A 19,893-nucleotide genomic window follows, 5' to 3' on the forward strand; every position below is an offset into this window, starting at 1 on the left:
AATATACCCAGAGTCAGCCATGGAATATGCCGTCATCCTCATATCCTCGTCCCCGCAGCTTGTCGATGTCGCGGCGCTCGCGTTTGGTGGGTCGCCCTGCGCCCCGATCACGCAGTCCGAGAGCTGCCTGAGGCTCGCGCTCGGGTGTGCGATCCTCATAGGCGAGCGCCGCGACCGGCGCACCGACGCGTTTGGCGAGCAGCTGGCGAACAATCAGGATCCGATCGAAACCGGCGATGCGCACGCGCAGCTCGTCACCGAGGCGCACGTGCTGAGCGGCCTTCACCTTGTCGCCGTTCACGCGCACATGCCCTGCGCGGCATGCGGTCGTGGCGGCCGATCGTGTCTTGTAGACGCGGATCGCCCAGAGCCAGCTGTCGACCCGTGCGGCATCGGCCATCAGGCGCCTCGCTTTCTCAGTGCGGTCAGGGCGCCGGCGATGATCAAGCCCTGTCCGATCGCGTAGGTGGCCATGATGGCCGGGCTGCCCCAGGCGGGGAGCGATTGGGGAAGGAAGAGTCGGAGAGCCAGCAGCGTGTCGCTCGCGAGGAAGAAGCCGCCACCGATCGCAACCAGCGGCGCGCACCGAGTGGAGAACGCCGCTGTGGCGCCGAGGAGAAGGCCGTAGATCGCGACCGCGATCAGCAGGCCGCCCGCACGCGGCCCCACGATAGTCACCATCGCCACCCACCAGACGGCGTAGACGAGCGCCCACCACGGCATCCGTCGCTCTGCGAGATGACGCACGAAGAGAGTGATGTATGCCAGATGTGCGATGCCGAAGAACGCCAGCATCAGCGGCACCTCCGGCCCGGCCGGGAACAGTGCTCCTGCGCTGTCGCCGAGCCATGAGAACGCGAGCGCCGCGAGAATCAATGCCTGAGCGGCGCGCTCCCGGATCCGGCGCAGCGACACCAGCACAGGTACTGCGAGCAGGGGCATGAGGAGCAGCTTCGTGGGGCCGGCTGCGGGACTGTCGAGGCCCAGCAGCGCCACGTGGGTCACCGAGACCGCGATGTAGGGCAGGAAAGCCCACAGAAGCGGATCAAGCTGACGGCGGCGCTGCATCTCCCCATCGTAGGGCGGCATCGAACGGCGTCAGACGCGCTCAGGACTCGACGGTGACCTGGGTGATCTGACCGTCGGCGCCGAGATGCACGGCGGGCCAGTATCCCTCGGGGAAGTGCTGGCCGCAGGTGTCGATGAGGTGGAGCACGACGGTGCCGTCGGCCGAAGCCTCGAGCGTCTCGAGGCTGAGGTCGGATGCCGCGTCGTCGAGCTCGTGCTGCTCAGGGGTGACATTGCTGAAGGCGGTCACGACGGCATCCGTAGCGAGACGTCGCAGAACGCCGAGGGCTGCGATCGTCTCATGCACGTGGGGGAGCAGAGCAGCCGCCTCGTCGGCGTCGGTTCCCTCGATCATGAGATCGAGGGGAGCACCGTTGACCACCGTGCCCCCGGCGTACCAGTCGTGGGTCAGCATGGTTCCATCAGACAGCTCCGTCGTCGCGCGCGTGAGGGTGCCCAGTTCCGGGTCTTCGATGGTCGGGTACTCGTCGCTCATGTCACCCACGCTAGCGGTCGCTCACGGTCGGAGAGCCGAGCCGTGGGATTCGAGGTGTTCGCGCAGGATGCGGATGGCTTTCGGGCCCACGCCGTGAATCGCGAGGAGTGCGCTCTCGGACACTCCGTCGAACTGGTCGAAACGGGTGAATCCTTGCAGAGCCAGCTCTCTGCGTGCGACCTTGCCCATGGATGCCGGCAGCTCTGTCTCTTCGATCACGCGGAGAGCTCCAACGCGACGAGAGCTCGTCCCGGCTTCATCTCGGCTCTCTCTTCGAAGCCGGCGGCCAGGAATGTGGAGAGCATGCCGTGGAACAGGTCGTTCGAGCGCTTCTTCTCGCCGCGAGTGTCGACGGGATAGCCCTCGATGAGGCGGGCGCCTGAGCTGCGCGCGAATTCGACGGCGGCGCGCAGCAGTTCGAGGTTGAGGCCGGAGCCTCTGTGTTCGCGGCGGACCACGAAGCACGTGACGGCCCACACAGAGTCGTCGTCGAAAGGCTCGGTGGATTCTGCGGCGATCATGCGCGTGCGCGGCACGCGCTGCTGCTTCGTGCGAGGCCCGATCCGGATCCAGCCGGCGGCGTCACCGTCGGCATAGGCGATCAGTCCAGGGGGCGGGCCTGTGTCGATCTCCTGGCGCAACATCTCGGTGCGTTGCGGCGTGGTCGTCTCATCCCACTCCTTGTTGCTCAGCATCGGCCAGATGCACTGGCAGCTGGCACCATCGCCGCCGCCGGTGAGCGCATGCTGAACGTCATCCCATCGGGCGGTCGTCGCCACCTCTGTCGTGATCGTCGCCATGCAGGTGACGGTACGCCGTGCCTCCGACGCCACGCAACGCCCGGCGCTCACCCGGTTCGCGAAGGGTGGGAGAGTGGGGCTAAGATAGGGGAGTTGCCTGCGCGAGAGTGCAGAACAACGGGCTGTGGCGCAGCTTGGTAGCGCACTTGACTGGGGGTCAAGGGGTCGCAGGTTCAAATCCTGTCAGCCCGACCGAGAAAGGCCCGGAACTCGCAAGAGTCTCCGGGCCTTCTGCATGTCCTGGGACATGTCAGAGCTACAAGACGGCTCCGCTCGAAAGCTTGTCGCGTCGCAGCACGACGGCTTTCAACATGCGTGCCCCATACTGATCACATGAACATCGCTGACCCGCATGGGCCGATGAGTCCGTACGGCAAAGTCGGCTCGATCATCAACGTTGTCTTCTCTGCCGTTCTCGGGGCGATAATGCTTGTCGTAGGGGTCGCCAGTGGCGAACCGATTCCGTTGGTCGCGGGACTCGGGTCCTGGGCGATGTGCGCGTTCGCGTTCGTGCCAATCATGCGTCGCGCGATCGAGTACGAGCGCAAGATGGATGAAGAAGCGAAGCGCGATCGCTGATCTCCTACCGAATCCGTCCATCGGGACCTCACCGGTGCCGCCCTCGGGGAGCCCTGAACAGCGCCTGGATCCGACCGGACTCTGCAGCTTCTCGACCACACGTCCTGCGTACGACTGCCCGACCACGCACGTCAACCCCTTCTCCACCAACGGCCTCACGGCATACCGTCGCCTCATCACCGACAAAGGAGATGCAATGAGCGATCTGCAGAACACGCACGGCAACACCGACGCCCACGAAGCGCCCGACACGGCCTCGGGTGGGGCACCCGATGACTCGACGTCCAAGAGCACGGACGAGATCCTCGAAGACGAGACCACCGACGAAGACGGCGCGCCTCTCGAGAACCCTTCGGGCGGCTGAATCCGCCACGCCCTGAACCGCGAAGACCCCCACACGGCGCTGAGCCGGTGGGGGTCTTCGTCGCGAGCGGCGGGTCTCTCGACCTAGGCGGTGCGCACCGTCAGCATCCGCCATCCGTCCGGCACCTTCGCCTCGAGAGATGCCATGTCGTCAGCCTCGATCTCCTGCACGCCGTCGACGCGCGTGAACGTGCCGGTCGCCTCCATCTTCGCCACGCCCTTCAGCATCCGCACGGGCGCCGACGCCAGTTCGAAACCGGGCTTGCGGTGCTGTTCGAGCTCGACGAGCACCTCGGCGAGCGTCGTTCCGATGACGTCTGCGGTGCTGGTCTCGACGGGACGGATCAGAGCGATGAGCATGAGGACAGCCTATGGCGCGGCGGTTGCAGAGCAGGGGTACCGCTCCGCAGGGGGCATCAACTGGCCGTCGTCGCGAGCGGAGGAAGGTGCGGGATCGTGATCGGCGCAGTGGACCGGCTCGGCGGGTTGTGGAACCGCTGCAGATCGCTCAGCACTTCTTCGGCCGACATGTACGAGCTCGCCAGGGGGAGATTGCGCAACCAGAGCACATCGACCTCGACGGCATCCACCTGGTAGATGCAGGCGACGGTCTGACGTGCGTCGTGCGGCTCGTACTTGTGGTCGACGATCAGCCACTCGGCCTCGGTCACCCTGCGGAGCTCGAACCTCGGATCGGGCATCGCGGACATCTCAACACTCCAATCAGTCGTATTCGCCATCGGCTGACAGGGGGAGCGCTCCGCGACCGGGCGATGACATCACCGCCTGATCGGCGGGTGCCCTCTGCCCACCAGAGTTCACCAGAATTATAAGAACAGACCGGTATATCGCTCAAGAGGACCGTCGACGGATGCCGAGGGGCCTGCGGCCTCACGCTTCGTACGCGGCGTGCCCGCCGATCACCGTGCGCAGGACGCGGGCCGTGAGCAGCGAACCGCTGCCCTCCGAGAACGGATCGACGTCGAGCACGGCGAAGTCTGCCGCCTGGCCCACCGCGATGCGGCCACGCCACGCCCCGTCGCCGATCGACTCCGCGGCGTCGCGCGTCGCATGAGCGATCGCGCGTTCGAGGGGGAGGGCGAACTGCGGATGCACTGCGGGCACATCCGGGTCCAGAGCCGATGCCCGTGTCGTGGCCACGTACATGTTCGCGAGCGCAGCGTGCGGCGCGGTGGGAGCGTCCGTAGAGAAGGCGAGCAGTGCACCGGCATCCTCGTACTCCGGCCATGCGAAGGCCCGCTCCGCTCGATCGTCGCCGAGCTGAGCGGCCCAGTTCGCGAAGATCGCCGGATCAGCGTGCACCGGCTGCATGGACGCCGTCACGCCCAGGCGGGCCATCCGCTCGGCCGTTCCGAGAGCCGCGTACTCGAGGTGCTCGATCCGGTGGCGACGAGGACGATCGCCGTTGACGATGATCGCATGCTCGATCGCATCCAGCGCGAGCGTGCTCGCCTCATCGCCGATCGCGTGCAGCGCGACCTGAAGTCCGGCAGCATCCGCAGCCGCGACGACGGGGAACAGGCGTTCGGCCGGCCAGATCGGCGCGGCGTGGGAGCCATCCGCATACGGTGCACGCATCGCAGCGGTGCACGCGTCGATCGTGCCGTCGAGCACGAGCTTGATGCCGATCACCCGAACGGCGCCCGAGGCGGCCTCGGCCCGCTCGGCCGCCTCGGCGACCTGAGCGAGGTTCAGCGCGTCATCGCCCGTGTTCGCGACGAACCAGTGCGCGGCTATCCGCAACGGCAGTTCGCCCCGCCGCTCCGCTCGCTCCAGTGCCGCGAGCGCGAGCCCGTCGAATGCCATGTCGACGGCGCCGGTGACACCCGCCGCGAGATACGCCCGCACGACGCGCTGCACTGCTGCATCCCGCTGCTCATCGGTGGTCGTGGCATCCCGGTGGGCCCAGGCATACTGCTGCGCGGCGGTCTCGTAGAGCATCCCGGTCGGTTCGCCGTCGGCATCCCTCTCGATACGTCCGCCGATCGGATCAGGAGTCTCCCGGGTGATCCCGAGCTCCTCGAGCGCCGCCGAGTTGACCCAGCAGGAGTGGTAGTCGTTGGCGTCGAGATAGACGGGGACGTCCGCGACGGCGGTGTCGAGCATCGCGGCCGTCGGCGATCCGCCTGGGACCGCGTCGAAGAGCCATCCACGCCCGCGCACCGTACCGGTGGAAGTCTCGCGTGCCTGTCGCACCCTGCGCTGGATCTCGTCGAGAGAGCCGGCATCGGTGAGCCCGATCTGCCCCAGTGCCTCGCCCATCATCAGCAGATGAGTGTGCGCGTCGGTGAATCCGGGAAGAACCACCCTTCCGCCGAGATCGACGACTGCATCGGTCGACGGTGCGTCGGCTTCAGCTCCGACGAAGGTGAACTCCGCGCCGTCTACGACGACAGCTTCAGCCCAGGCGATGTCGTCAGCGGTGAAGAAGCGGGCATTGCGATAGAGCGTGGTGGGCATCAGATTGTCTCCTCGGCAGGGACTGCACGCTCGAGGCGTGTCGAGAGCAGGGCGATGGCGCTTGTGGGCACGGCGAGCACGAAGCTCGCGATGCCCAGTGCGACGGCGAATCCCTGGAACCCGAGCGCGCCGACGAGCGCAGCGCCGATCACCGGGGTGAGCGCCGAGCCGATGAGGTAGACGGCGAGCAGGGGCCCTGACCAGCGGCCGTCGGCGTCGAGTGCTGCCGAGGTCGACACGAAGTACATGAAGGCGATCGCGTAGACGGTGTTCCAGGCGATGAACACGACGATGAACGCGGTCGGATCAGAGGTGAACCCCTCGACGATCTTCAGCACTCCTCCCGTCACCAGCAGCACCGCGAGGGGTACTGCCCGACCCAGCCGGGATCCGACGATCATCAGCAGCACAGACCCGACGAGGCCGCCCGCCGTCGCGCCGCTGAGTGCGAGGCCCAGCCCCTCGGGCGTCAGGCCGGTCTGCTCCGCACCCATGATGCCGGCCATGGCCCAGAGCGAGTCCTCGCTCACCGCCCACAACGCGAACACGACGAGAAGACTGAACCCGGCGATCGTGACGGTTCGCGAGCGTGCGGGAGAGTGGCGCACCGTGCCAGTCGGCGGCACGTCGATCGGCATCGCCTCGGCGACGGCAGCTCCGGCCTGGGGATCGACCACGGGGGCCGCAGGCAACCACACCGAGACGAGCAGTCCCAGGATGCTGAACAGCGCGAGCGCGCCGAAGACGTCGACCGGCGCGAGCCCGACGAGGGGGATCACCGCCAGCACTATCGTGATCACGCCGCGGTTCGCGAGACCGTTGAACCCGGCGACCCGGTCAGGGTTCCGAAACGCGGCGAGTGCGGCACCGGATGCGGCCACGGCGCCGCCGGCTCCAGCCCCGCCGACCAGCAGAGCGGGAAGAATGAGCGTCGGGACCAGCGCTGCGGTGGTGAAACCGACGGCCGCGATGGCCAGTCCGGTGCGGGCCACTGCTCGCCGGTGGCCGCCGGCGCAGAGCGGGGCGATCGCGAGCCCGGTGACCGCGGTGAGCAGCAGCGTTGCGGTGACGAGCCAGCTGGCGGCGAGCACGTCGATGCCGAGGCCGGTCTGCGCCGCGGTGATCATGTAGGGCGACAGGTTGACGCCGAGGTAGCCCGCGATTCCGATCGCGAAGGTGGCGGTGGCGGTCGGCAGCCGGAGTGGCACCCGGGTGCTGAGGTCGATGGCGGTCATGGTTCTCCCACTGAGAGGGCACGGCGATGTGCGCGAAGGTCCTGCCGATGCGCATCGGGTGGGGCGCGAATTCGAAAACGAATGGTGTTCGTCAACGAATGGTGTTCACTATTATGCACAGGAGGGATGCCGGAGGGAAGAGTTTTCTCGACGGGCCCGCGAACAGAGAGTGAGTGCGCGATGCCCAGGCCCTCGAGTCCATTGCTGTCACCTGAGATCATCGGGGCGGCCGGCCTCGAACTGTCGAGGGCTGGAGAGCCGTTCGGGGTGAACGCGATCGCCCGCAGGCTCGGGGTCAGGCCGTCTTCGCTCTACAACCACGTGGAGGGCATGGAGGGCATCATCGAGCTGATGCGTGGCCGGCTGGTCGAGGACTACCGGGTCAGACCGGGGGAGAGCGCGTGGGATGACTTCCTCGTCGAGCTTCTGAGACAGCAGCGCCAGATGTATGCCGATCACCCGCAGCTCGTGCCCCTCCTCATCGGGAAGACGATCACCCATCCGGCGGTCATCACCGCATACGACGATCTGGCGACCGTGCTCGTCGACGCAGGCTTTCCCGATGACGAGGTGCTCACGGTGATCGCGATCATCGATGCGTTCGCGATCGGCTTCGGCCTCGACCTGGCATCGCCCGACGAGGTCTGGGAGCCGGGCGACGGAACGCGCACGCTCGGTCGTGTGCTCGAGGGAGCAGAGAGGGGTACCGCGCGAGCGGACCGGACGTTCGAACTCGGTGTCAGGCTGCTGGTCGACTCGCTTCGGGCTCGCCTCGGCAGGTGAGGCCGGAAGTGGTTGCCCTCTCGAGTCATCCAACCCCATTTGGATCACTCGAGAGGGCTCACCGTCCGTCCCGGACGGTAGGGGAGGCGGCGAAGACTTTCGCTGCTCTCGCGACTGATATATCCCCAGATGTTCAGCCGGTAGCCCCCGCTACTTTCAGTAGAATATCGCTTAATCCTCTTGTCCGCCATTTGGGGGACAAAGAAATCTACGAATGTTTCTTCCAAGACTGGGGCTTGCCGTGAGAACGTCCACTCATAGAGTGGGTTCATGGACAGAAAGCTCGTGCTGAACGCGCACCTCGCCATCGCTCACGGGCACCGCCTCGAGGTAGTGGAGCGCATCGACGAGCTGACCGGGGAGTCCCTGATCCTGTCCGTCAGCGACCTCGACACCGGCATCCGGTATCGCCGCATCGAACAGCCGCGGGGCGAGCTCGTCCGGTGGTCGGGTCGTGTCGTCGACTGCACGGTGACGATCGGCGGCCACTCGCCGCTCACGACTCTCACCGTCGATGCCGAAGGGGACGGTTCGGGCGCGACGAGTGCCAGGGCTGCCCTGCACGGCGCGGATGCGGCGGTCGACGCGGCGAAGGCCGAAGCGGACCGCTGGGGCGGTGGCGATCGTGTGCCTGAGCCGGAGCCGGAACGCTTCTGGTGATCCGCTCAGCGGAAGTCCCTCGATCGATGCGTCACTCCGGTGCGGAGGTCTTCGAATGCGTCCGCGAGGACGTTCACGACCCCCTCTGCTGAGCGCTCGAGAATGCCGCGGATGATCAGAGCAGGAGAATCCCGCGCCACACGGTGATAACGACCCCATACCCCCGTCGAGCAGATGACGTTGACGAGGCCGTTCTCGTCTTCGAGGTTGAGGAACGTGACACCAGCTGCGGTCGCCGGACGCTGACGGTGGGTCACCAGGCCCGCGACCTCGATGCGCCTGCCCGTCTCGTGGCTCTGCAGATCGGTGGAGGTGAGCACGCCTCGCTCGCGCAGGAGTCCACGGAAGTGCGCCATCGGATGGTCGTCGGTGGAGACGCCGGTCGCCCAGAGATCCGCGGAGAGCTGCTCATAGCTGGACTGATCGCTGAACAGCGGTGGCTGCACGGCGATCGTCGTACCGGGAAGGAACCGCGAACGGTCCTCAGCGGCTGCCCCTGACAGCCAGATCGCCTCTCTGCGCTGCAGCCCGAGGCACTCGAACGCGCCGGCGGTCGCCAGGGACTCCAGCTGCGCGGCGGTGGCGTCGGTGCGCCTCACCAGATCATTCAGATCACGGAACGGACCGGCGGCCTCGCGCTCGGCGACGATCCTCTTCGCCAGAGGTGTGCCGATGCCGCGCACGCCGCTGAGCCCCATGCGCACCGCATAGGCGCCGTCCCTGCGGTGCGCCACCGACTCGTCGGGCTGTGACCGGTCGAAGCGCGGCACTCGAGGCTGCTGCTGATCGCCGCAGGCGTCGAGTCCCGTCGGCATCCGCAGCGGTGCGCCTTCGAGGGGTTCGAGGGTCTCGGTGACGCCTGAGGCATGCAGATCGGGTCGGCGCACCTCCACGCCATGTCGGCGAGCATCTGCGGTGAGCGTCGATGCGGAGTAGAAGCCCATCGGCTGCGACCGGAGGAGCCCTGCGAGGAACGCCGCCGGATAGTGCAGCTTGAGCCAGGAGCTCGCATAGACGAGGAGCGCGAAGGACAACGAGTGCGACTCCGCGAATCCGAAGTTCGAGAACGCCTGGATCTGCGCGTAGATGCGATCCGACTGCTCGGCGGAGAGCCCGCGCCTGGCCATGCCCGCGTAGAGCTTGTCACGCACCTTCTCGATCTTCTCGAGCCCGCGCTTGGATCCCATCGCGCGTCTGAGCAGATCCGCTTCGTCGGCGGTGCAGTCGCCGATGGCCGTCGCCATCTGGATCAGCTGCTCCTGGAAGATCGGGATGCCCAGTGTCCGCTCGAGGATCGGTCTGAGGTCATCATGCGGATACGGGATGTCGAGCACCACAGGCTCTTCTCCACGAGCGGCTCTGGCGCGGTTCTCTTCGTCGAGCGCGTCCTTGGCCATCTTGCGCCGGACGAAGGGATGCACGGCGCCGCCCTGGATGGGCCCGGGGCGGATGAGCGCGATCTGGATGGCGAGGTCGTAGAAGGCGCGTGGCTGCAGGCGGGGCAGCAGGCCGATCTGTGCGCGGGATTCGACCTGGAACACCCCGATCGAATCAGCGCGGCAGAGCATGTCGTAGACGGCCGGCTCCTCTTTCGGAAGCGTCTCGAGCGTCCACCGCTCGCCCGTGGCGTCGTCGATGAGATCGAAGCAGTGCTGGAGCGCTGCCAGCATGCCGAGCCCGAGGAGGTCGAACTTCACCAGCCCCATCCAGGCCGCGTCGTCTTTGTCCCACTGGATCACGGTGCGGTTCTCCATGCGCGCATGCTCGACGGGAACGACCTCGCCGACGGGGCGAGCCGTGAGCACCATGCCACCGGAGTGGATGCCGAGATGTCGAGGAGCCTTCAGGAGCTCACCCGCGTAGTCGAGCACGTTCGCCGGGATGTCGTGCTCGTCGGCCACCTCGAGACCGGCGCTCCACCCGTCGACCTGCCTGGACCAGGCGTCCTGCTGCCCCGGGGAGTAGCCGAGAGCTCTCGCCATGTCGCGCACCGCATTCTTCGGACGGTATTGGATGACGTTCGCCACCTGCGCCGCGCGCTCTCTTCCGTACTCCCGGTACACCCACTGGATGATCTCCTCCCGGCGATCGGAGTCGAAGTCCACATCGATGTCCGGTTCTTCCTGACGGGTCGTCGCAAGGAACCGCTCGAAGGGCAGGCGGTAGAGGATCGGATCGACGGCGGTGATGCCGAGCAGATAGCAGACCGCGCTCGCCGCGGCAGAACCACGCCCCTGACACAGGATGCCGCGACGGCGCGCCTCTGTGACGATGCCGTGCACGATGAGGAAGTACCCGGGGAAGTCCTTCTCCTCGATCACGTCGAGCTCGCGCCCGATCCTGCGGCGGCCGTCTGCATCGAGGCGCGGATACTTCGTCGGCACGGCCTCCCACACCAGATGGCGTAGCCAGCTCATGGGGGTATGGCCGTCCGGCACCTCCTGCTTCGGCAGGGCCGGTCGTGCCCGGCGGAGGGAGAAGGCCGATGCTGCGGCGAGTTCGAGCCCGTAGGAGATCGCGCCGGGGTGGCGCCGGAAGCGCGCGGACATCTCCGCACCACTGCGCAGATGTGCTCCTCCGTGGGTCGGAAGCCAGCCGTCGAGCTCGTCCATGCTGCGCACGGCACGCACAGCGGCGACCGCCTCGGCGAGTGATGCGCGTTCAGGGGCGGCGTAGTGCACGTTGTTCGTCGCCACCACCGGTAGTCGCATCCGCCTGGCGAGATCGGCGAGAGCGTCGTTGCGACGTGTGTCCTGCGGGTCGCCGTGGTCGAAGAGCTCGACGGCGACGTGATCCTGGCCGAACAGATCGACCAGGCGGCGCAGCGGCGTCTGCGCGTCTCCGGCTTCGAGTCCCCGACGGACGCCGCCCTTGCGGCATCCGGTGAGGATCGTCCAGTGCCCATCGGCGGTGGCCGCCAACTCATCGAGGTCGTACACGGGGCGGCCCTTCTCGCCGCCGCGCAGGTGGGCAGCCGTCATGGCACCGGAGAGACGGTGATAGCCCTCCAAGCCGTCGGCGAGCACCAGCAGATGATCGCCGATGGGATCGGGGGTGCCCCGCTGCGGTGTGTCGAGACCGAGCGAGAGCTCGGCGCCGTACACCGTCTGGACGTTCACCTCCATCAGCTCTGCGACCTCGGCGAAGCGGGCCGCCCCGTAGAAACCGTCGTGGTCGGTGAGCGCCAGTGCGGTGAGCCCCAGGCGTTCGGCCTCAGCGAGCAGGTCTTCCGGTGAGGAGGCGCCGTCGAGGAACGAGTACGACGAATGCGCGTGCAGTTCGGCATAGGGAACGGCATCCTCAGGCCGGTGCACGGAAGTCGGGGGATTCCGCCTGCGCTTGGTGCTGACGGGGCCAGGATCCGGTCGGCTGCCTGGCGGCATGCCTCCCGTCGGGTAGGGCGATTCCTCGCCGCTGAGAGTGCGCTCCAGTTCGTTCCAGGACAGGGGAGGGTTGTGCCAGCCCATCAGCGGTACCTTCCCTCGGCCCACCAGCGATCTCCGGTGCAGAAGACGAGCCAGGCCCGATCATGGTCGTCGATGATCTGCAGGCGGTGCCCTCTCTTGCCGCCGGAGGCTTCCCACCGGCGTTCATGGATCGGCCACGGGCCCGCCCACGCCTGCACATCGTCGCCGTCGATGTGAGCGGGCGCCGCCGAGAGCGACCCCCGGTCGTCGACGAGGACGGTCTCGCCGTCGGGGGAGAGCACTCCGATGGGACGAGGTGGACGGAACACCTCGGCGGGAAGAGGATCGGGAAGGCTGCCCGGCCAGGGATGCCCGGGGTCTCTGGGGGCGACGGCGCGTTCGCCCCACGGAGTGAGCACCTGTCGATCGGCGAGCCAGCGACCGCCGGAGAGGGCGGCGGTGACGACGCCCTCGTGGCCGAGCATCGTCTGCACGCGGGAGATGGCGTGGTGCAGACGCTCATCCGTGCCGGATCCGAAGAGGCCGGGCTGGTGATGGGCGGTGTCATCGACCGCCACGGGGATGATGCGTACCAGGGCTATTCCGCCGAACGCGCGAGCCTCATCGATCGGCTCCTTCGCGGACTCCGCACCCAGAGCCTCGAGCTGCCAGCGCACCCGGTCGACGAGGTCTGCGGCATCGAAGCAGGTCGGATGCAGCCAGGGGCGGGAGAACACCTTGCCGTCGTCGTCGATCAGGTCGATGCGGACCTCTGTGCACACCACGGAGGCTTCTCCGAGAGCGAGCATGACCGCATCGGCCGTCTGCCGCACCGCGAAGGCCACCTGGTCGGCTCCCGCGAGCGGCGGTTCGAACTCGACGGAGCGCACGAGTTCGGGGTCAGGTGGCCGTGCCACCACCGCCCGGGAATCGGCGCCGGCGGCGAGGGAGTGCAGGCGGGCGCCGCGCTCGCCGAAGCGATCGCGCACCTCGATCTCGTCGAGGGCGGCGAAGTCGCCGAGCGTGCGCACGCCGAGCCGGACGAGCAGGCCGGTGAGCTGTTCGTCTCGGAGCACCCCCACGGGAAGCGGGGCGAGGAAGTCCTTCGCTGCGCCGGCGGGTACGACGGTGCACGGGACGCTTCCTCTGGCGGCGAGCTCTGCCGTGAAGGGGCCGTCGGCGATGCCGACGCGCACCTCGGGGAAGCCCGCCTCGGTGAGGACGTCGATGAGGGCCCGCCCCGCTTCGGCCTCGCCGTCGTGGTAGCGGGAGATGCCCCGTGCGCGCACTGCCGCGAGTCCTGGACGCAGCAGGGCGGCGCCGGGGGCGTGCTTCTCGATGAGCTGCAGCACGGGAAGGAAGGCTCTCTCGTCCCTGGCGGTGTCGTGTGGCAGCACGCGCAGCGATGAGATGTGCCCCTGAGCGACGCGGCGGCGCTGACCGGCACGCACACCGTGCTCCCTCGCCGAAGCGGTGCATGCGATGACGGTGTTCGCATGCACCAGAGCCGTCGGCGGATGAGGCGGTGGCCCGCCCAGGGCGGCGCGCAACGGCCAATCGGGAAGCCACAGGACGAGGACCCGCAGCGGAGCAGCGGTCATCCGGCCACCGCCAGACGCGGGTACTCGTGCGGAGCGGACTCGGCGCCGCGCAGGCCGGGCAGCGTCGTCATCTCAGCCATGGTCTCGACGGCGATGTGCTCGTCTGGCAGCTCTTCGACCGCGCCGTGGGCGCCGGGAAGGCGCACACGCACACTCGACGACAGCGGGCTGTGCCGCGTCCGGGCTGACACCGTCGCCGTGGAACCCTCGATCAGTCCCCACCCCTCGCCGACGCCGAGCCAGTGCTGGTCGTGCAGTCGGATGGACCCCTCGCTCTGCGGCCAGGCCCCGGACGCTGTCGACTCGGTGATGAGCAGGGTGCTCCCGCGGTCTCGCAGGCGTGCGCTCAGCCGTGACACATCGGCATCGCGTGCCCTGCCTCCCGGCTGCACGGCGATCAGCGGAACCACCTCGGCGAGCGCAGAGGTCACGGCGAGCCAGCGGTCTCCGGGCTCGGGGACGAGGATCAGTCGGGGCAGCTCGATTCCGAACGCCGCTGCGGCTTCGACGCCCAGCGTGGGCATGCCCACCACCGCGCACCAGTGGCCCTTGCGCGACGCTGCGGCGAGCAGCGCGAGGACGAGGCTGGGCGACGAGGACACGGTGTATGTCGTCCCCGTCTGCAGTCCCTCTTCGGGGAGCAAAGAGGAGAAGGCGGGGTCGAGGGGGAGCAGCGGATGCTCGCTGCGTCTGCGCTGCATGCGGCTGATCTCCCGGCGCAGCCGAAGAACCTCTCCGGCGCGGGAGTCGCCAGCCGGAGAGAGCGCCGTCACCGCATCGAGCCCGATCCCCATGAATCCATCCTCGAAGATATGTACTAATAAAGCAACTGGAGTAGATGACGATAGTTCGAACCTCCGACATCGGGGTGGGAGGTTATCCACACGTCGTCTTCGCCGGCATCCGCCTTCTCCTAGCCTTCGGGCATGGATCTCCGCACTGTGGCCGTCGTGACCGTCCATCTGGCACTGTTCGTGATCGCCTGCCGACTCATCGCCATCGACATCCGCACCCATCGACTGCCGAACCGGATCGTGCTCCCCACCCTCGCGGCACTCGTCGTCCTCGTGATCGCCGACGCCATCGCCTCCGGTGAGAGTGCGACGATGATCAGAGCAGCATTCGGCATGGTGATCCTCGGCGGCTTCTATGCGACGCTCCGGCTGCTCAGCCGCGAGGGCATGGGAGGGGGAGACGTCAAGCTCGCCGCCGTCATCGGCCTGATCCTCGGGTGGCACAGCTGGCAGGCGCTCGCCGTGGGAGCAGCATCGGCCTTCGTGCTCGGTGCCCTGTTCTCCATATCGCTGATGATGCTCCGCAGGGCTGACGGTTCGACGCGCATCGCCTTCGGACCGTGGATGATCCTGGGCGCGCTGCTCGGCATCGTCATGCGATGAGTCCCATCCGCGGTGACGGGGATAGGGTGAGCACATGGCACTCGCACGACTTCACGGCGGCCCGCTGGACGGGCAGATCATTCCTCTCGGCGACGCGGACGACAAGCTGATCGTCCCCTACAGCGAGACCCAGGTGGTGTACAACCGGCGCGGCGACGCGCAGAACACCGGAGACACCGACGGTCCCACCGAGATCGACTACTGGTACGACGAAGCCCTCGAGGAGATCAACCCGTCGGATGACTGAGCACCACCACGCTCCGCAGTCCGGCTCAGAACCCTCCAGAGTCGTCGAGGTCGAGCGCAAGTACGACGTCGACGACGCCACTCCGTTGCCGGAGTGGGTGGGGATTCCCGGAGTGGACGTCGTGTCGTCAGGTGAGGTGCGCGAACTCGACGCACGCTACTTCGACACCGCAGACGCCGAGCTCTCCCGCTCGGGGGTGGCTCTTCGTCGCCGCACCGGCGGCCCCGATGCCGGTTGGCACATCAAGGGACCGCGTGAGGGCGACGGTCGTCTCGAGATCGGCTGGCCGCTGGGCGACGACGACAGGATCCCGGATGCCGTGACCGCGACCGTCTCGCGATGGGCGACGGGACCGCTGACGCCCCTCGCCCGCATCGAGAACACCCGCACGGCGTATCTGCTCACCGGCCCCGCCGGTGTGGTCGCCGAGTTCGTCGACGACCGCGTTCGAGCGACCGACCTCAGACGCGACGTGCAGCGTGAATGGCGCGAGTGGGAGTTCGAGCTCGGACCGGCTGCGCCCGCTGACGGGGCGGGGCGAGCAGCCCTGTTCGAGGCAGCGGAGACGGTGATCTTCGCCGCCGGGGGTCGCGATGCCTCATCCGGCTCCAAGCTCGCTCGCGCTCTGGGTTTCTGACTCCCTGCGCAAGCCCCTTCCACGCGGACGCGGGGTCATGCTTGAGTGACAGACATGACCCGCACCGCCGTACTCCGCTCGCTGCGGACGATCGTTCCAGACACCGTCATCGAGCAGCACGAGGTGCGTGACATCTTCGCCTCGCAGCCCGACGTCGGGCGCCTGGCGCGGCGAATCATCGGAGCATCCTTCAACGGGTCCGGAATCGACACCCGGCATACCGTCATCGAAGAGCTCTCGCCCACGGCGAGCACCGATGAGAAGCTCTTCTTCGATCGGGAGTCCGGCATCCTGCAGTCACCGGGAACGGCCGCACGCAACGACGTCTACATCCGCGAGGCGTCGCGTCTCTTCGTCGAGGTGGCGCGCAGCGCCCTCGACGCCGATCCCGACATCGTCGCCGCCGACGTCACGCACGTCATCACGGCATCGTGCACGGGCTTCCATGCGCCCGGTCCCGAGTACGAGATCGTGCGGGGCCTCGGCCTCTCCGACAGTGTGCAGCGCTACCACCTCGGGTTCATGGGCTGCTACGCCTCGCTGCCCGCGCTCCGAGCGGCGAGCCAGTTCTGCGCGGCCGATCCCACTGCGGTGGTGCTCGTGGTCAGCGTCGAGCTGTGCACCGTGCACCTCCGCTCATCGGAGGACCCTGATCTCATCGTCGCCAACTCGCTCTTCGCGGATGGCGCCGCCGCCGGCATCGTCACCTCACGCGACCTCGCGACGCCGGTGCCAGCCGTCCGTCTCGACGGCTTCCACACGGCGATCGCCGCCGAGGGCGAGAAGGACATGGCCTGGACCATCGGCGACCACGGCTTCGAGATGATCCTGTCGACCAAGGTGCCGCAGATCATCGGCGAGACCATCATCGGCGCCATCCGTCCGCTCTACGCCGGCGAGGGCGAGCTCACAGCCGCATTCGATGAGGGGCGAGTGGGGGAGCGCGTGGAGCACTGGGCGATCCACCCCGGCGGACGCAGCATCCTCGACCGTGTGCAGGAGCGGCTGCAGCTGAGTGACGCTCAGCTGCACCCGGCTCGGGAGACGCTGCGCGAGAACGGCAACATGTCGAGTGCGACGGTGCTCTTCGTCATCAAGCGGATCCTCGACGACGGCGCGATCGAGGGGTCGCGGGTCGCCGCCATGGCGTTCGGCCCGGGGCTGACCGCCGAGAGCGCGCTGATGACGGTCACCACCGGGGTCTCGTGAGACACGACCTCTCGATGCGCGCCACCGAGGCGCGCGAGCTCATGGATGATCCGGATGCCGACATCGGGATGCTGGAGCAGACCTACAGACGCTTCCGTCTGGTCAACGCGCTCGTCTCCCGCCCAGGGCTGCTCCATCGCCGAGAGATCCGGCCGCGTGCCCGCCGTGGTCCGGTCCGCATCCTCGACATCGGCGCGGGTGGCGGAGACGTGTGCCGGATGATCGCGGCGCGGTTGCGGCGCGCAGGGCTGGATGCCGAGATCACGGCGCTCGACGCCGACGAGCGGGCGATTCGCTGGGCTGCGGATCGCGACGACGGCGCCGGCATCCGATATCGCTGCGCTTTCGCCGCAGACCTCGTGGCGGAGGGCGAGCAGTACGACGTGGTCTTCTCGAATCACCTGCTGCATCACCTCACCGGGGCAGAGCTCGACGGTCTGCTGCGTGACTCCGCGGCGCTCGTCCGGGACGGCGGAGTCGTGGTGCACCGGGACATCGCCCGCACCCGATTCGCCTATGCGCTGTACGACGCCGCGACCTGGGCCTTGTCTGGCACGCTGTTCCGCGGCTCGTTCATCCGGGAGGACGGCCTCATCAGCATCCGTCGCTCGTATACGCGGAGAGAGCTCTCCGCTCTCGTGCCGTCGGGGTGGACTGTGCGCTTCGGCCTGCCCTCACGGCTGGAACTGCGTCGGGAGCCCGAGTCGGTGCCATGACGAACGAAGGCCCGACACTGGTGAGAGTGTCGGGCCTTCGATGATCTGATCCTCGGATCAGAAGTTGATCATGTGACCTGCGAGACCGTGGAAGCCCTCCTGCAGCGCTTCCGACAGCGTCGGGTGGGTGTGCACGTTGCGAGCCAGTTCGAGGGCCGTGAGGTCCCACTTCTGGGCCAGCGTCAGCTCGGGCAGAAGCTCGGAGACGTCCGGACCGATCATGTGGGCGCCGATGAGCTCGAGGTGCTCGGCGTCGGCGATCAGCTTGACGAATCCGACCGGCTCGCCCAGGCCGTGCGCCTTGCCGTTGGCCATGAACGGGAAGGTCGCGACCTTGATCTCGCGACCCTCGTCCTTCGCCTGCTGCTCGGTGAGGCCGAACGAGGCGACCTGCGGCGAGCAGAACGTCGCACGAGGCATCATGCGGTAGTCGCCGAGCGTCTGGGTCTCTGCTCCGCCGATGGTCTCGGCAGCGACGACGCCCTGTGCCTCGGCCACGTGGGCGAGCTGCAGCTTGGCGGTCACGTCACCGATCGCGTAGATGCCCTCGACGTTGGTGCGCATGTGGTCGTCGATGTCGATCGCGCCGCGCTCGGTGAGCTTGACGCCGGTGGCCTCGAGGCCGAAGCCCTCGATGTTGGGAGCGAAGCCGACCGACATGAGCACCTTGTCGGCCTCGATCGAGCTCTGCTGCCCGTCCTTGCCGGTGTACGACACGGTGACGGATGAGCCGTTGTCGACCACGGACTCGACCTTGGTGGAGGTGAGGATGTCGACGCCGTAGTTCTTGTACTGCTTCGCGATCTCCTTCGACACGTCGGCGTCCTCGTTGGGAAGCGCGCGGTCGAGGAACTCGATGATCGTGACCTTGACGCCGTAGTTGGTCATCACGTATGCGAATTCCATGCCGATGGCGCCGGCTCCGACGATGACGATCGACTTCGGGAGCTCACGGCTGAGGATCTGCTCCTCGTAGGTCACGACGTTGTCGCTGAGCTGCACACCCGGGAGCAGACGGACCTTCGAGCCGGTCGCGATGATCGCGTTGTCGAAGGTGACCTCTTCGGTCGAGCCGTCGGACTTGGCGACTGAGATCGCCTTCGGGCCCGTGAACGTGCCGCGACCGTCGTACTCGGTCACCTTGTTCTTCTTCATCAGGAAGTGGATGCCCTTGACGCGGCCGTCGGCGACGACGCGGCTGCGGTCGAACGCCTTGCCGTAGTCGATCGTGAACTCACCCGAGATGCCGAAGAAGTCGGCCTTGTGGTTGAGCGTGTGCGCGAGCTCCGCGTTCTTCAGGAGAGCCTTGGAGGGGATGCAGCCCACGTTGAGGCACACACCGCCCCAGTACTTCTCTTCGATGATGGCGGTGGACAGACCGAGCTGCGCGCTGCGAACCGCAGCGACGTATCCGCCAGGACCTGCACCGAGGATGACGACATCGTAATGTGGCATGCCTTAAGCCTATCGCTCTGATGGGGCGTCGGAATCGCTGGAATCCGGGGCGCGGCGACCGCGGGCCACGAGCCGGACGACGATGCCGACGACCACGAGCACCCCGACGATGGCGAGCACCCAGATCAGAGTCGTGGAGGCGGATGAATCGTCGCTCTCGGGCGCGGGCGCGGGCGTGGCGTCGGTGCCGGGGCCTGCGGTCGCGCTCGGAGTGGGAGCGGCCGTGTCGGTGGCGGTGGGCTCGGCGCTCGGCTCCGCTGTCGGGACGACCTCGGTGCTGTTCGCGACCGTGAAGTCGAACTCTCCCGAGGTCGGGTGGCCGTCGCTCGAGACGACCTTCCAGATCACGTGATAGGCGCCGGCGGGGGCCTCCGTGGCGAGCTGCTGCGTGACGATCGCACCCTCGACGGTGGCAGCGCCGTCGGCGACCGAGTTGCCGGAGGGATCGGTCACGACCACCTCGGTCGCGCCGGTCTCGTCGATGAGCTTCGCGCTGAAGGTGAGCGTCAGCTCGGTCGGGAGAGTGTCGACCGTGCTGTCGGCCTCGGGGGAGGACGCGAGCAGACTGTCGTGGGCTGAGGCGGAGAGAGGCGCGAACAGCACCAGAAACGCGGTCAGAAGGGCGGCGGCGAGTGCGACCGGAGCTGTGGGGAGGCGACGGGCTGTGGTTTTCACATCCTCAGCCTATGAAGTGTCGGTATGTGATGCCTGAGTGTGAAGCGAGCTCCCGCGAGCGGCGTCGGATCAGTTAGTCTGGAC

23 protein-coding genes and 1 tRNA gene are annotated in these 19,893 nt (G+C 67.6%); 10 read left to right on the forward strand and 14 right to left on the reverse strand.

What is annotated here, in order from left to right; genetic code table 11:
* Window positions 1–13: 13 nt before the first annotated feature.
* The 5 genes from ACIOU8_RS00105 to ACIOU8_RS00125 are packed head-to-tail and all read right to left on the reverse strand — an operon-like array spanning window position 14 to window position 2,364.
* Window positions 14–400, reverse strand: coding sequence for an RNA-binding S4 domain-containing protein (locus ACIOU8_RS00105; RefSeq protein ID WP_400784807.1), 387 nt, complete (start codon window positions 398–400; stop codon window positions 14–16).
* Window positions 400–1,068, reverse strand: coding sequence for a lysoplasmalogenase family protein (locus tag ACIOU8_RS00110; RefSeq protein ID WP_400784808.1), 669 nt, complete (start codon window positions 1,066–1,068; stop codon window positions 400–402). The genes ACIOU8_RS00105 and ACIOU8_RS00110 overlap by 1 nt, the downstream gene beginning before the upstream one ends.
* Window positions 1,069–1,108: 40 nt before the next feature.
* A complete protein-coding gene (locus ACIOU8_RS00115; RefSeq protein WP_400784809.1) occupies window positions 1,109–1,564 on the reverse strand; it encodes a hypothetical protein in 456 nt (151 codons plus the stop codon).
* A 21-nt stretch (window positions 1,565–1,585) separates the two neighbouring features.
* On the reverse strand, window positions 1,586–1,783 hold the full coding sequence (locus ACIOU8_RS00120) for a hypothetical protein (RefSeq protein ID WP_400784810.1): 198 nt from the start codon (window positions 1,781–1,783) through the stop codon (window positions 1,586–1,588).
* Window positions 1,780–2,364 carry a GNAT family N-acetyltransferase gene (locus ACIOU8_RS00125; RefSeq protein ID WP_400784811.1) on the reverse strand — a complete coding sequence of 195 codons (585 nt, stop codon included), beginning with the start codon at window positions 2,362–2,364 and terminating at the stop codon, window positions 1,780–1,782. The genes ACIOU8_RS00120 and ACIOU8_RS00125 overlap by 4 nt, the downstream gene beginning before the upstream one ends.
* Before the next feature lie 118 nt (window positions 2,365–2,482).
* Between ACIOU8_RS00125 and ACIOU8_RS00130 the strand changes: the two genes are divergently transcribed.
* The 3 genes from ACIOU8_RS00130 to ACIOU8_RS00140 all read left to right on the forward strand — a co-directional run bounded on the left by ACIOU8_RS00130 (window position 2,483) and on the right by ACIOU8_RS00140 (window position 3,307).
* Window positions 2,483–2,556 (forward strand) — tRNA-Pro (locus tag ACIOU8_RS00130).
* A 141-nt stretch (window positions 2,557–2,697) separates the two neighbouring features.
* Window positions 2,698–2,943: a hypothetical protein gene (locus ACIOU8_RS00135; RefSeq protein WP_400784812.1), complete on the forward strand. Its 246-nt coding sequence runs from the start codon at window positions 2,698–2,700 to the stop codon at window positions 2,941–2,943.
* Window positions 2,944–3,139: 196 nt separating this feature from the next.
* A complete protein-coding gene (locus ACIOU8_RS00140) occupies window positions 3,140–3,307 on the forward strand; it encodes a hypothetical protein (protein WP_400784813.1) in 168 nt (55 codons plus the stop codon).
* A gap of 83 nt (window positions 3,308–3,390) precedes the next feature.
* Here ACIOU8_RS00140 and ACIOU8_RS00145 read toward each other — a convergent pair whose 3' ends face one another.
* The 4 genes from ACIOU8_RS00145 to ACIOU8_RS00160 form a co-directional block, all read right to left on the reverse strand.
* Window positions 3,391–3,666 (reverse strand): hypothetical protein, encoded by a 276-nt coding sequence (locus ACIOU8_RS00145; RefSeq protein ID WP_290161924.1) that lies wholly within the window; start codon window positions 3,664–3,666, stop codon window positions 3,391–3,393.
* Window positions 3,667–3,722: 56 nt separating this feature from the next.
* Window positions 3,723–4,007, reverse strand: a complete 285-nt coding sequence (locus ACIOU8_RS00150; RefSeq protein ID WP_400784814.1) for a hypothetical protein — start codon at window positions 4,005–4,007, stop codon at window positions 3,723–3,725.
* A 190-nt stretch (window positions 4,008–4,197) separates the two neighbouring features.
* Window positions 4,198–5,787 (reverse strand): amidohydrolase, encoded by a 1,590-nt coding sequence (locus ACIOU8_RS00155; protein ID WP_400784815.1) that lies wholly within the window; start codon window positions 5,785–5,787, stop codon window positions 4,198–4,200.
* On the reverse strand, window positions 5,787–7,022 hold the full coding sequence (locus ACIOU8_RS00160) for an MFS transporter (RefSeq protein WP_400784816.1): 1,236 nt from the start codon (window positions 7,020–7,022) through the stop codon (window positions 5,787–5,789). Before ACIOU8_RS00160 ends, ACIOU8_RS00155 begins: the two co-directional genes overlap by 1 nt.
* Window positions 7,023–7,202: 180 nt before the next feature.
* Between ACIOU8_RS00160 and ACIOU8_RS00165 the strand changes: the two genes are divergently transcribed.
* Together ACIOU8_RS00165 and ACIOU8_RS00170 are read left to right on the forward strand one after the other, a co-directional pair.
* Complete coding sequence (locus ACIOU8_RS00165; RefSeq protein ID WP_400784817.1) at window positions 7,203–7,805, forward strand: TetR/AcrR family transcriptional regulator C-terminal domain-containing protein; 603 nt, start codon at window positions 7,203–7,205, stop codon at window positions 7,803–7,805.
* 270 nt (window positions 7,806–8,075) lie between these two features.
* Window positions 8,076–8,465 (forward strand): hypothetical protein, encoded by a 390-nt coding sequence (locus tag ACIOU8_RS00170; RefSeq protein WP_400784818.1) that lies wholly within the window; start codon window positions 8,076–8,078, stop codon window positions 8,463–8,465.
* A 5-nt stretch (window positions 8,466–8,470) separates the two neighbouring features.
* Here ACIOU8_RS00170 and ACIOU8_RS00175 read toward each other — a convergent pair whose 3' ends face one another.
* From ACIOU8_RS00175 to ACIOU8_RS00185, 3 genes are read right to left on the reverse strand one after another with little or no spacing between them, the layout of a single operon-like run.
* On the reverse strand, window positions 8,471–11,932 hold the full coding sequence (locus ACIOU8_RS00175; protein ID WP_400784819.1) for an error-prone DNA polymerase: 3,462 nt from the start codon (window positions 11,930–11,932) through the stop codon (window positions 8,471–8,473).
* Entirely contained in the window at window positions 11,932–13,473 is a 1,542-nt protein-coding gene (locus tag ACIOU8_RS00180; RefSeq protein ID WP_400784820.1) for a DNA polymerase Y family protein, read from the reverse strand. Before ACIOU8_RS00180 ends, ACIOU8_RS00175 begins: the two co-directional genes overlap by 1 nt.
* Complete coding sequence (locus ACIOU8_RS00185) at window positions 13,470–14,267, reverse strand: hypothetical protein (protein ID WP_400784821.1); 798 nt, start codon at window positions 14,265–14,267, stop codon at window positions 13,470–13,472. Before ACIOU8_RS00185 ends, ACIOU8_RS00180 begins: the two co-directional genes overlap by 4 nt.
* A 132-nt stretch (window positions 14,268–14,399) precedes the next feature.
* On the opposite strand from ACIOU8_RS00185, the gene ACIOU8_RS00190 reads away from it, so the two are divergent.
* From ACIOU8_RS00190 to ACIOU8_RS00210, 5 genes are read left to right on the forward strand one after another with little or no spacing between them, the layout of a single operon-like run.
* A complete protein-coding gene (locus tag ACIOU8_RS00190; RefSeq protein WP_400784822.1) occupies window positions 14,400–14,870 on the forward strand; it encodes a prepilin peptidase in 471 nt (156 codons plus the stop codon).
* Window positions 14,871–14,904: 34 nt separating this feature from the next.
* Window positions 14,905–15,117 (forward strand): response regulator, encoded by a 213-nt coding sequence (locus ACIOU8_RS00195; RefSeq protein WP_290161938.1) that lies wholly within the window; start codon window positions 14,905–14,907, stop codon window positions 15,115–15,117.
* Complete coding sequence (locus ACIOU8_RS00200) at window positions 15,110–15,754, forward strand: CYTH domain-containing protein (protein ID WP_400784823.1); 645 nt, start codon at window positions 15,110–15,112, stop codon at window positions 15,752–15,754. Before ACIOU8_RS00195 ends, ACIOU8_RS00200 begins: the two co-directional genes overlap by 8 nt.
* A 54-nt stretch (window positions 15,755–15,808) precedes the next feature.
* A complete protein-coding gene (locus ACIOU8_RS00205; RefSeq protein WP_400784824.1) occupies window positions 15,809–16,963 on the forward strand; it encodes a type III polyketide synthase in 1,155 nt (384 codons plus the stop codon).
* Window positions 16,960–17,679 carry a methyltransferase domain-containing protein gene (locus tag ACIOU8_RS00210; RefSeq protein WP_400784825.1) on the forward strand — a complete coding sequence of 240 codons (720 nt, stop codon included), beginning with the start codon at window positions 16,960–16,962 and terminating at the stop codon, window positions 17,677–17,679. Before ACIOU8_RS00205 ends, ACIOU8_RS00210 begins: the two co-directional genes overlap by 4 nt.
* A gap of 57 nt (window positions 17,680–17,736) precedes the next feature.
* On the opposite strand, the gene lpdA is transcribed toward ACIOU8_RS00210, so the two are convergent.
* Complete coding sequence (lpdA, locus tag ACIOU8_RS00215; RefSeq protein ID WP_053096802.1) at window positions 17,737–19,134, reverse strand: dihydrolipoyl dehydrogenase; 1,398 nt, start codon at window positions 19,132–19,134, stop codon at window positions 17,737–17,739.
* A gap of 9 nt (window positions 19,135–19,143) precedes the next feature.
* The gene (locus tag ACIOU8_RS00220; protein WP_400784826.1) at window positions 19,144–19,809 is read right to left on the reverse strand and encodes a copper resistance protein CopC; all 666 of its coding nucleotides are present in this window, start codon (window positions 19,807–19,809) and stop codon (window positions 19,144–19,146) included.
* Window positions 19,810–19,893: the final 84 nt, after the last annotated feature.

It is taken from the genome of Microbacterium sp. NPDC087589 (assembly GCF_044743635.1).
Taxonomy (GTDB): domain Bacteria; phylum Actinomycetota; class Actinomycetes; order Actinomycetales; family Microbacteriaceae; genus Microbacterium.

Bases quoted from the DNA above. Each gene is read 5' to 3' on its own strand.
- ACIOU8_RS00105 (WP_400784807.1), bottom strand. From the start codon at position 400: ATGGCCGATGCCGCACGGGTCGACAGCTGGCTCTGGGCGATCCGCGTC.
- ACIOU8_RS00110 (WP_400784808.1), bottom strand. From the start codon at position 1,068: ATGCAGCGCCGCCGTCAGCTTGATCCGCTTCTGTGGGCTTTCCTGCCC.
- ACIOU8_RS00115 (WP_400784809.1), bottom strand. From the start codon at position 1,564: ATGAGCGACGAGTACCCGACCATCGAAGACCCGGAACTGGGCACCCTC.
- ACIOU8_RS00125 (WP_400784811.1), bottom strand. From the start codon at position 2,364: ATGGCGACGATCACGACAGAGGTGGCGACGACCGCCCGATGGGATGAC.
- ACIOU8_RS00135 (WP_400784812.1), top strand. From the start codon at position 2,698: ATGAACATCGCTGACCCGCATGGGCCGATGAGTCCGTACGGCAAAGTC.
- ACIOU8_RS00140 (WP_400784813.1), top strand. From the start codon at position 3,140: ATGAGCGATCTGCAGAACACGCACGGCAACACCGACGCCCACGAAGCG.
- ACIOU8_RS00145 (WP_290161924.1), bottom strand. From the start codon at position 3,666: ATGCTCATCGCTCTGATCCGTCCCGTCGAGACCAGCACCGCAGACGTC.
- ACIOU8_RS00150 (WP_400784814.1), bottom strand. From the start codon at position 4,007: ATGCCCGATCCGAGGTTCGAGCTCCGCAGGGTGACCGAGGCCGAGTGG.
- ACIOU8_RS00155 (WP_400784815.1), bottom strand. From the start codon at position 5,787: ATGCCCACCACGCTCTATCGCAATGCCCGCTTCTTCACCGCTGACGAC.
- ACIOU8_RS00160 (WP_400784816.1), bottom strand. From the start codon at position 7,022: ATGACCGCCATCGACCTCAGCACCCGGGTGCCACTCCGGCTGCCGACC.
- ACIOU8_RS00165 (WP_400784817.1), top strand. From the start codon at position 7,203: ATGCCCAGGCCCTCGAGTCCATTGCTGTCACCTGAGATCATCGGGGCG.
- ACIOU8_RS00170 (WP_400784818.1), top strand. From the start codon at position 8,076: ATGGACAGAAAGCTCGTGCTGAACGCGCACCTCGCCATCGCTCACGGG.
- ACIOU8_RS00175 (WP_400784819.1), bottom strand. From the start codon at position 11,932: ATGGGCTGGCACAACCCTCCCCTGTCCTGGAACGAACTGGAGCGCACT.
- ACIOU8_RS00180 (WP_400784820.1), bottom strand. From the start codon at position 13,473: ATGACCGCTGCTCCGCTGCGGGTCCTCGTCCTGTGGCTTCCCGATTGG.
- ACIOU8_RS00185 (WP_400784821.1), bottom strand. From the start codon at position 14,267: ATGGGGATCGGGCTCGATGCGGTGACGGCGCTCTCTCCGGCTGGCGAC.
- ACIOU8_RS00190 (WP_400784822.1), top strand. From the start codon at position 14,400: ATGGATCTCCGCACTGTGGCCGTCGTGACCGTCCATCTGGCACTGTTC.
- ACIOU8_RS00195 (WP_290161938.1), top strand. From the start codon at position 14,905: ATGGCACTCGCACGACTTCACGGCGGCCCGCTGGACGGGCAGATCATT.
- ACIOU8_RS00200 (WP_400784823.1), top strand. From the start codon at position 15,110: ATGACTGAGCACCACCACGCTCCGCAGTCCGGCTCAGAACCCTCCAGA.
- ACIOU8_RS00205 (WP_400784824.1), top strand. From the start codon at position 15,809: ATGACCCGCACCGCCGTACTCCGCTCGCTGCGGACGATCGTTCCAGAC.
- lpdA (WP_053096802.1), bottom strand. From the start codon at position 19,134: ATGCCACATTACGATGTCGTCATCCTCGGTGCAGGTCCTGGCGGATAC.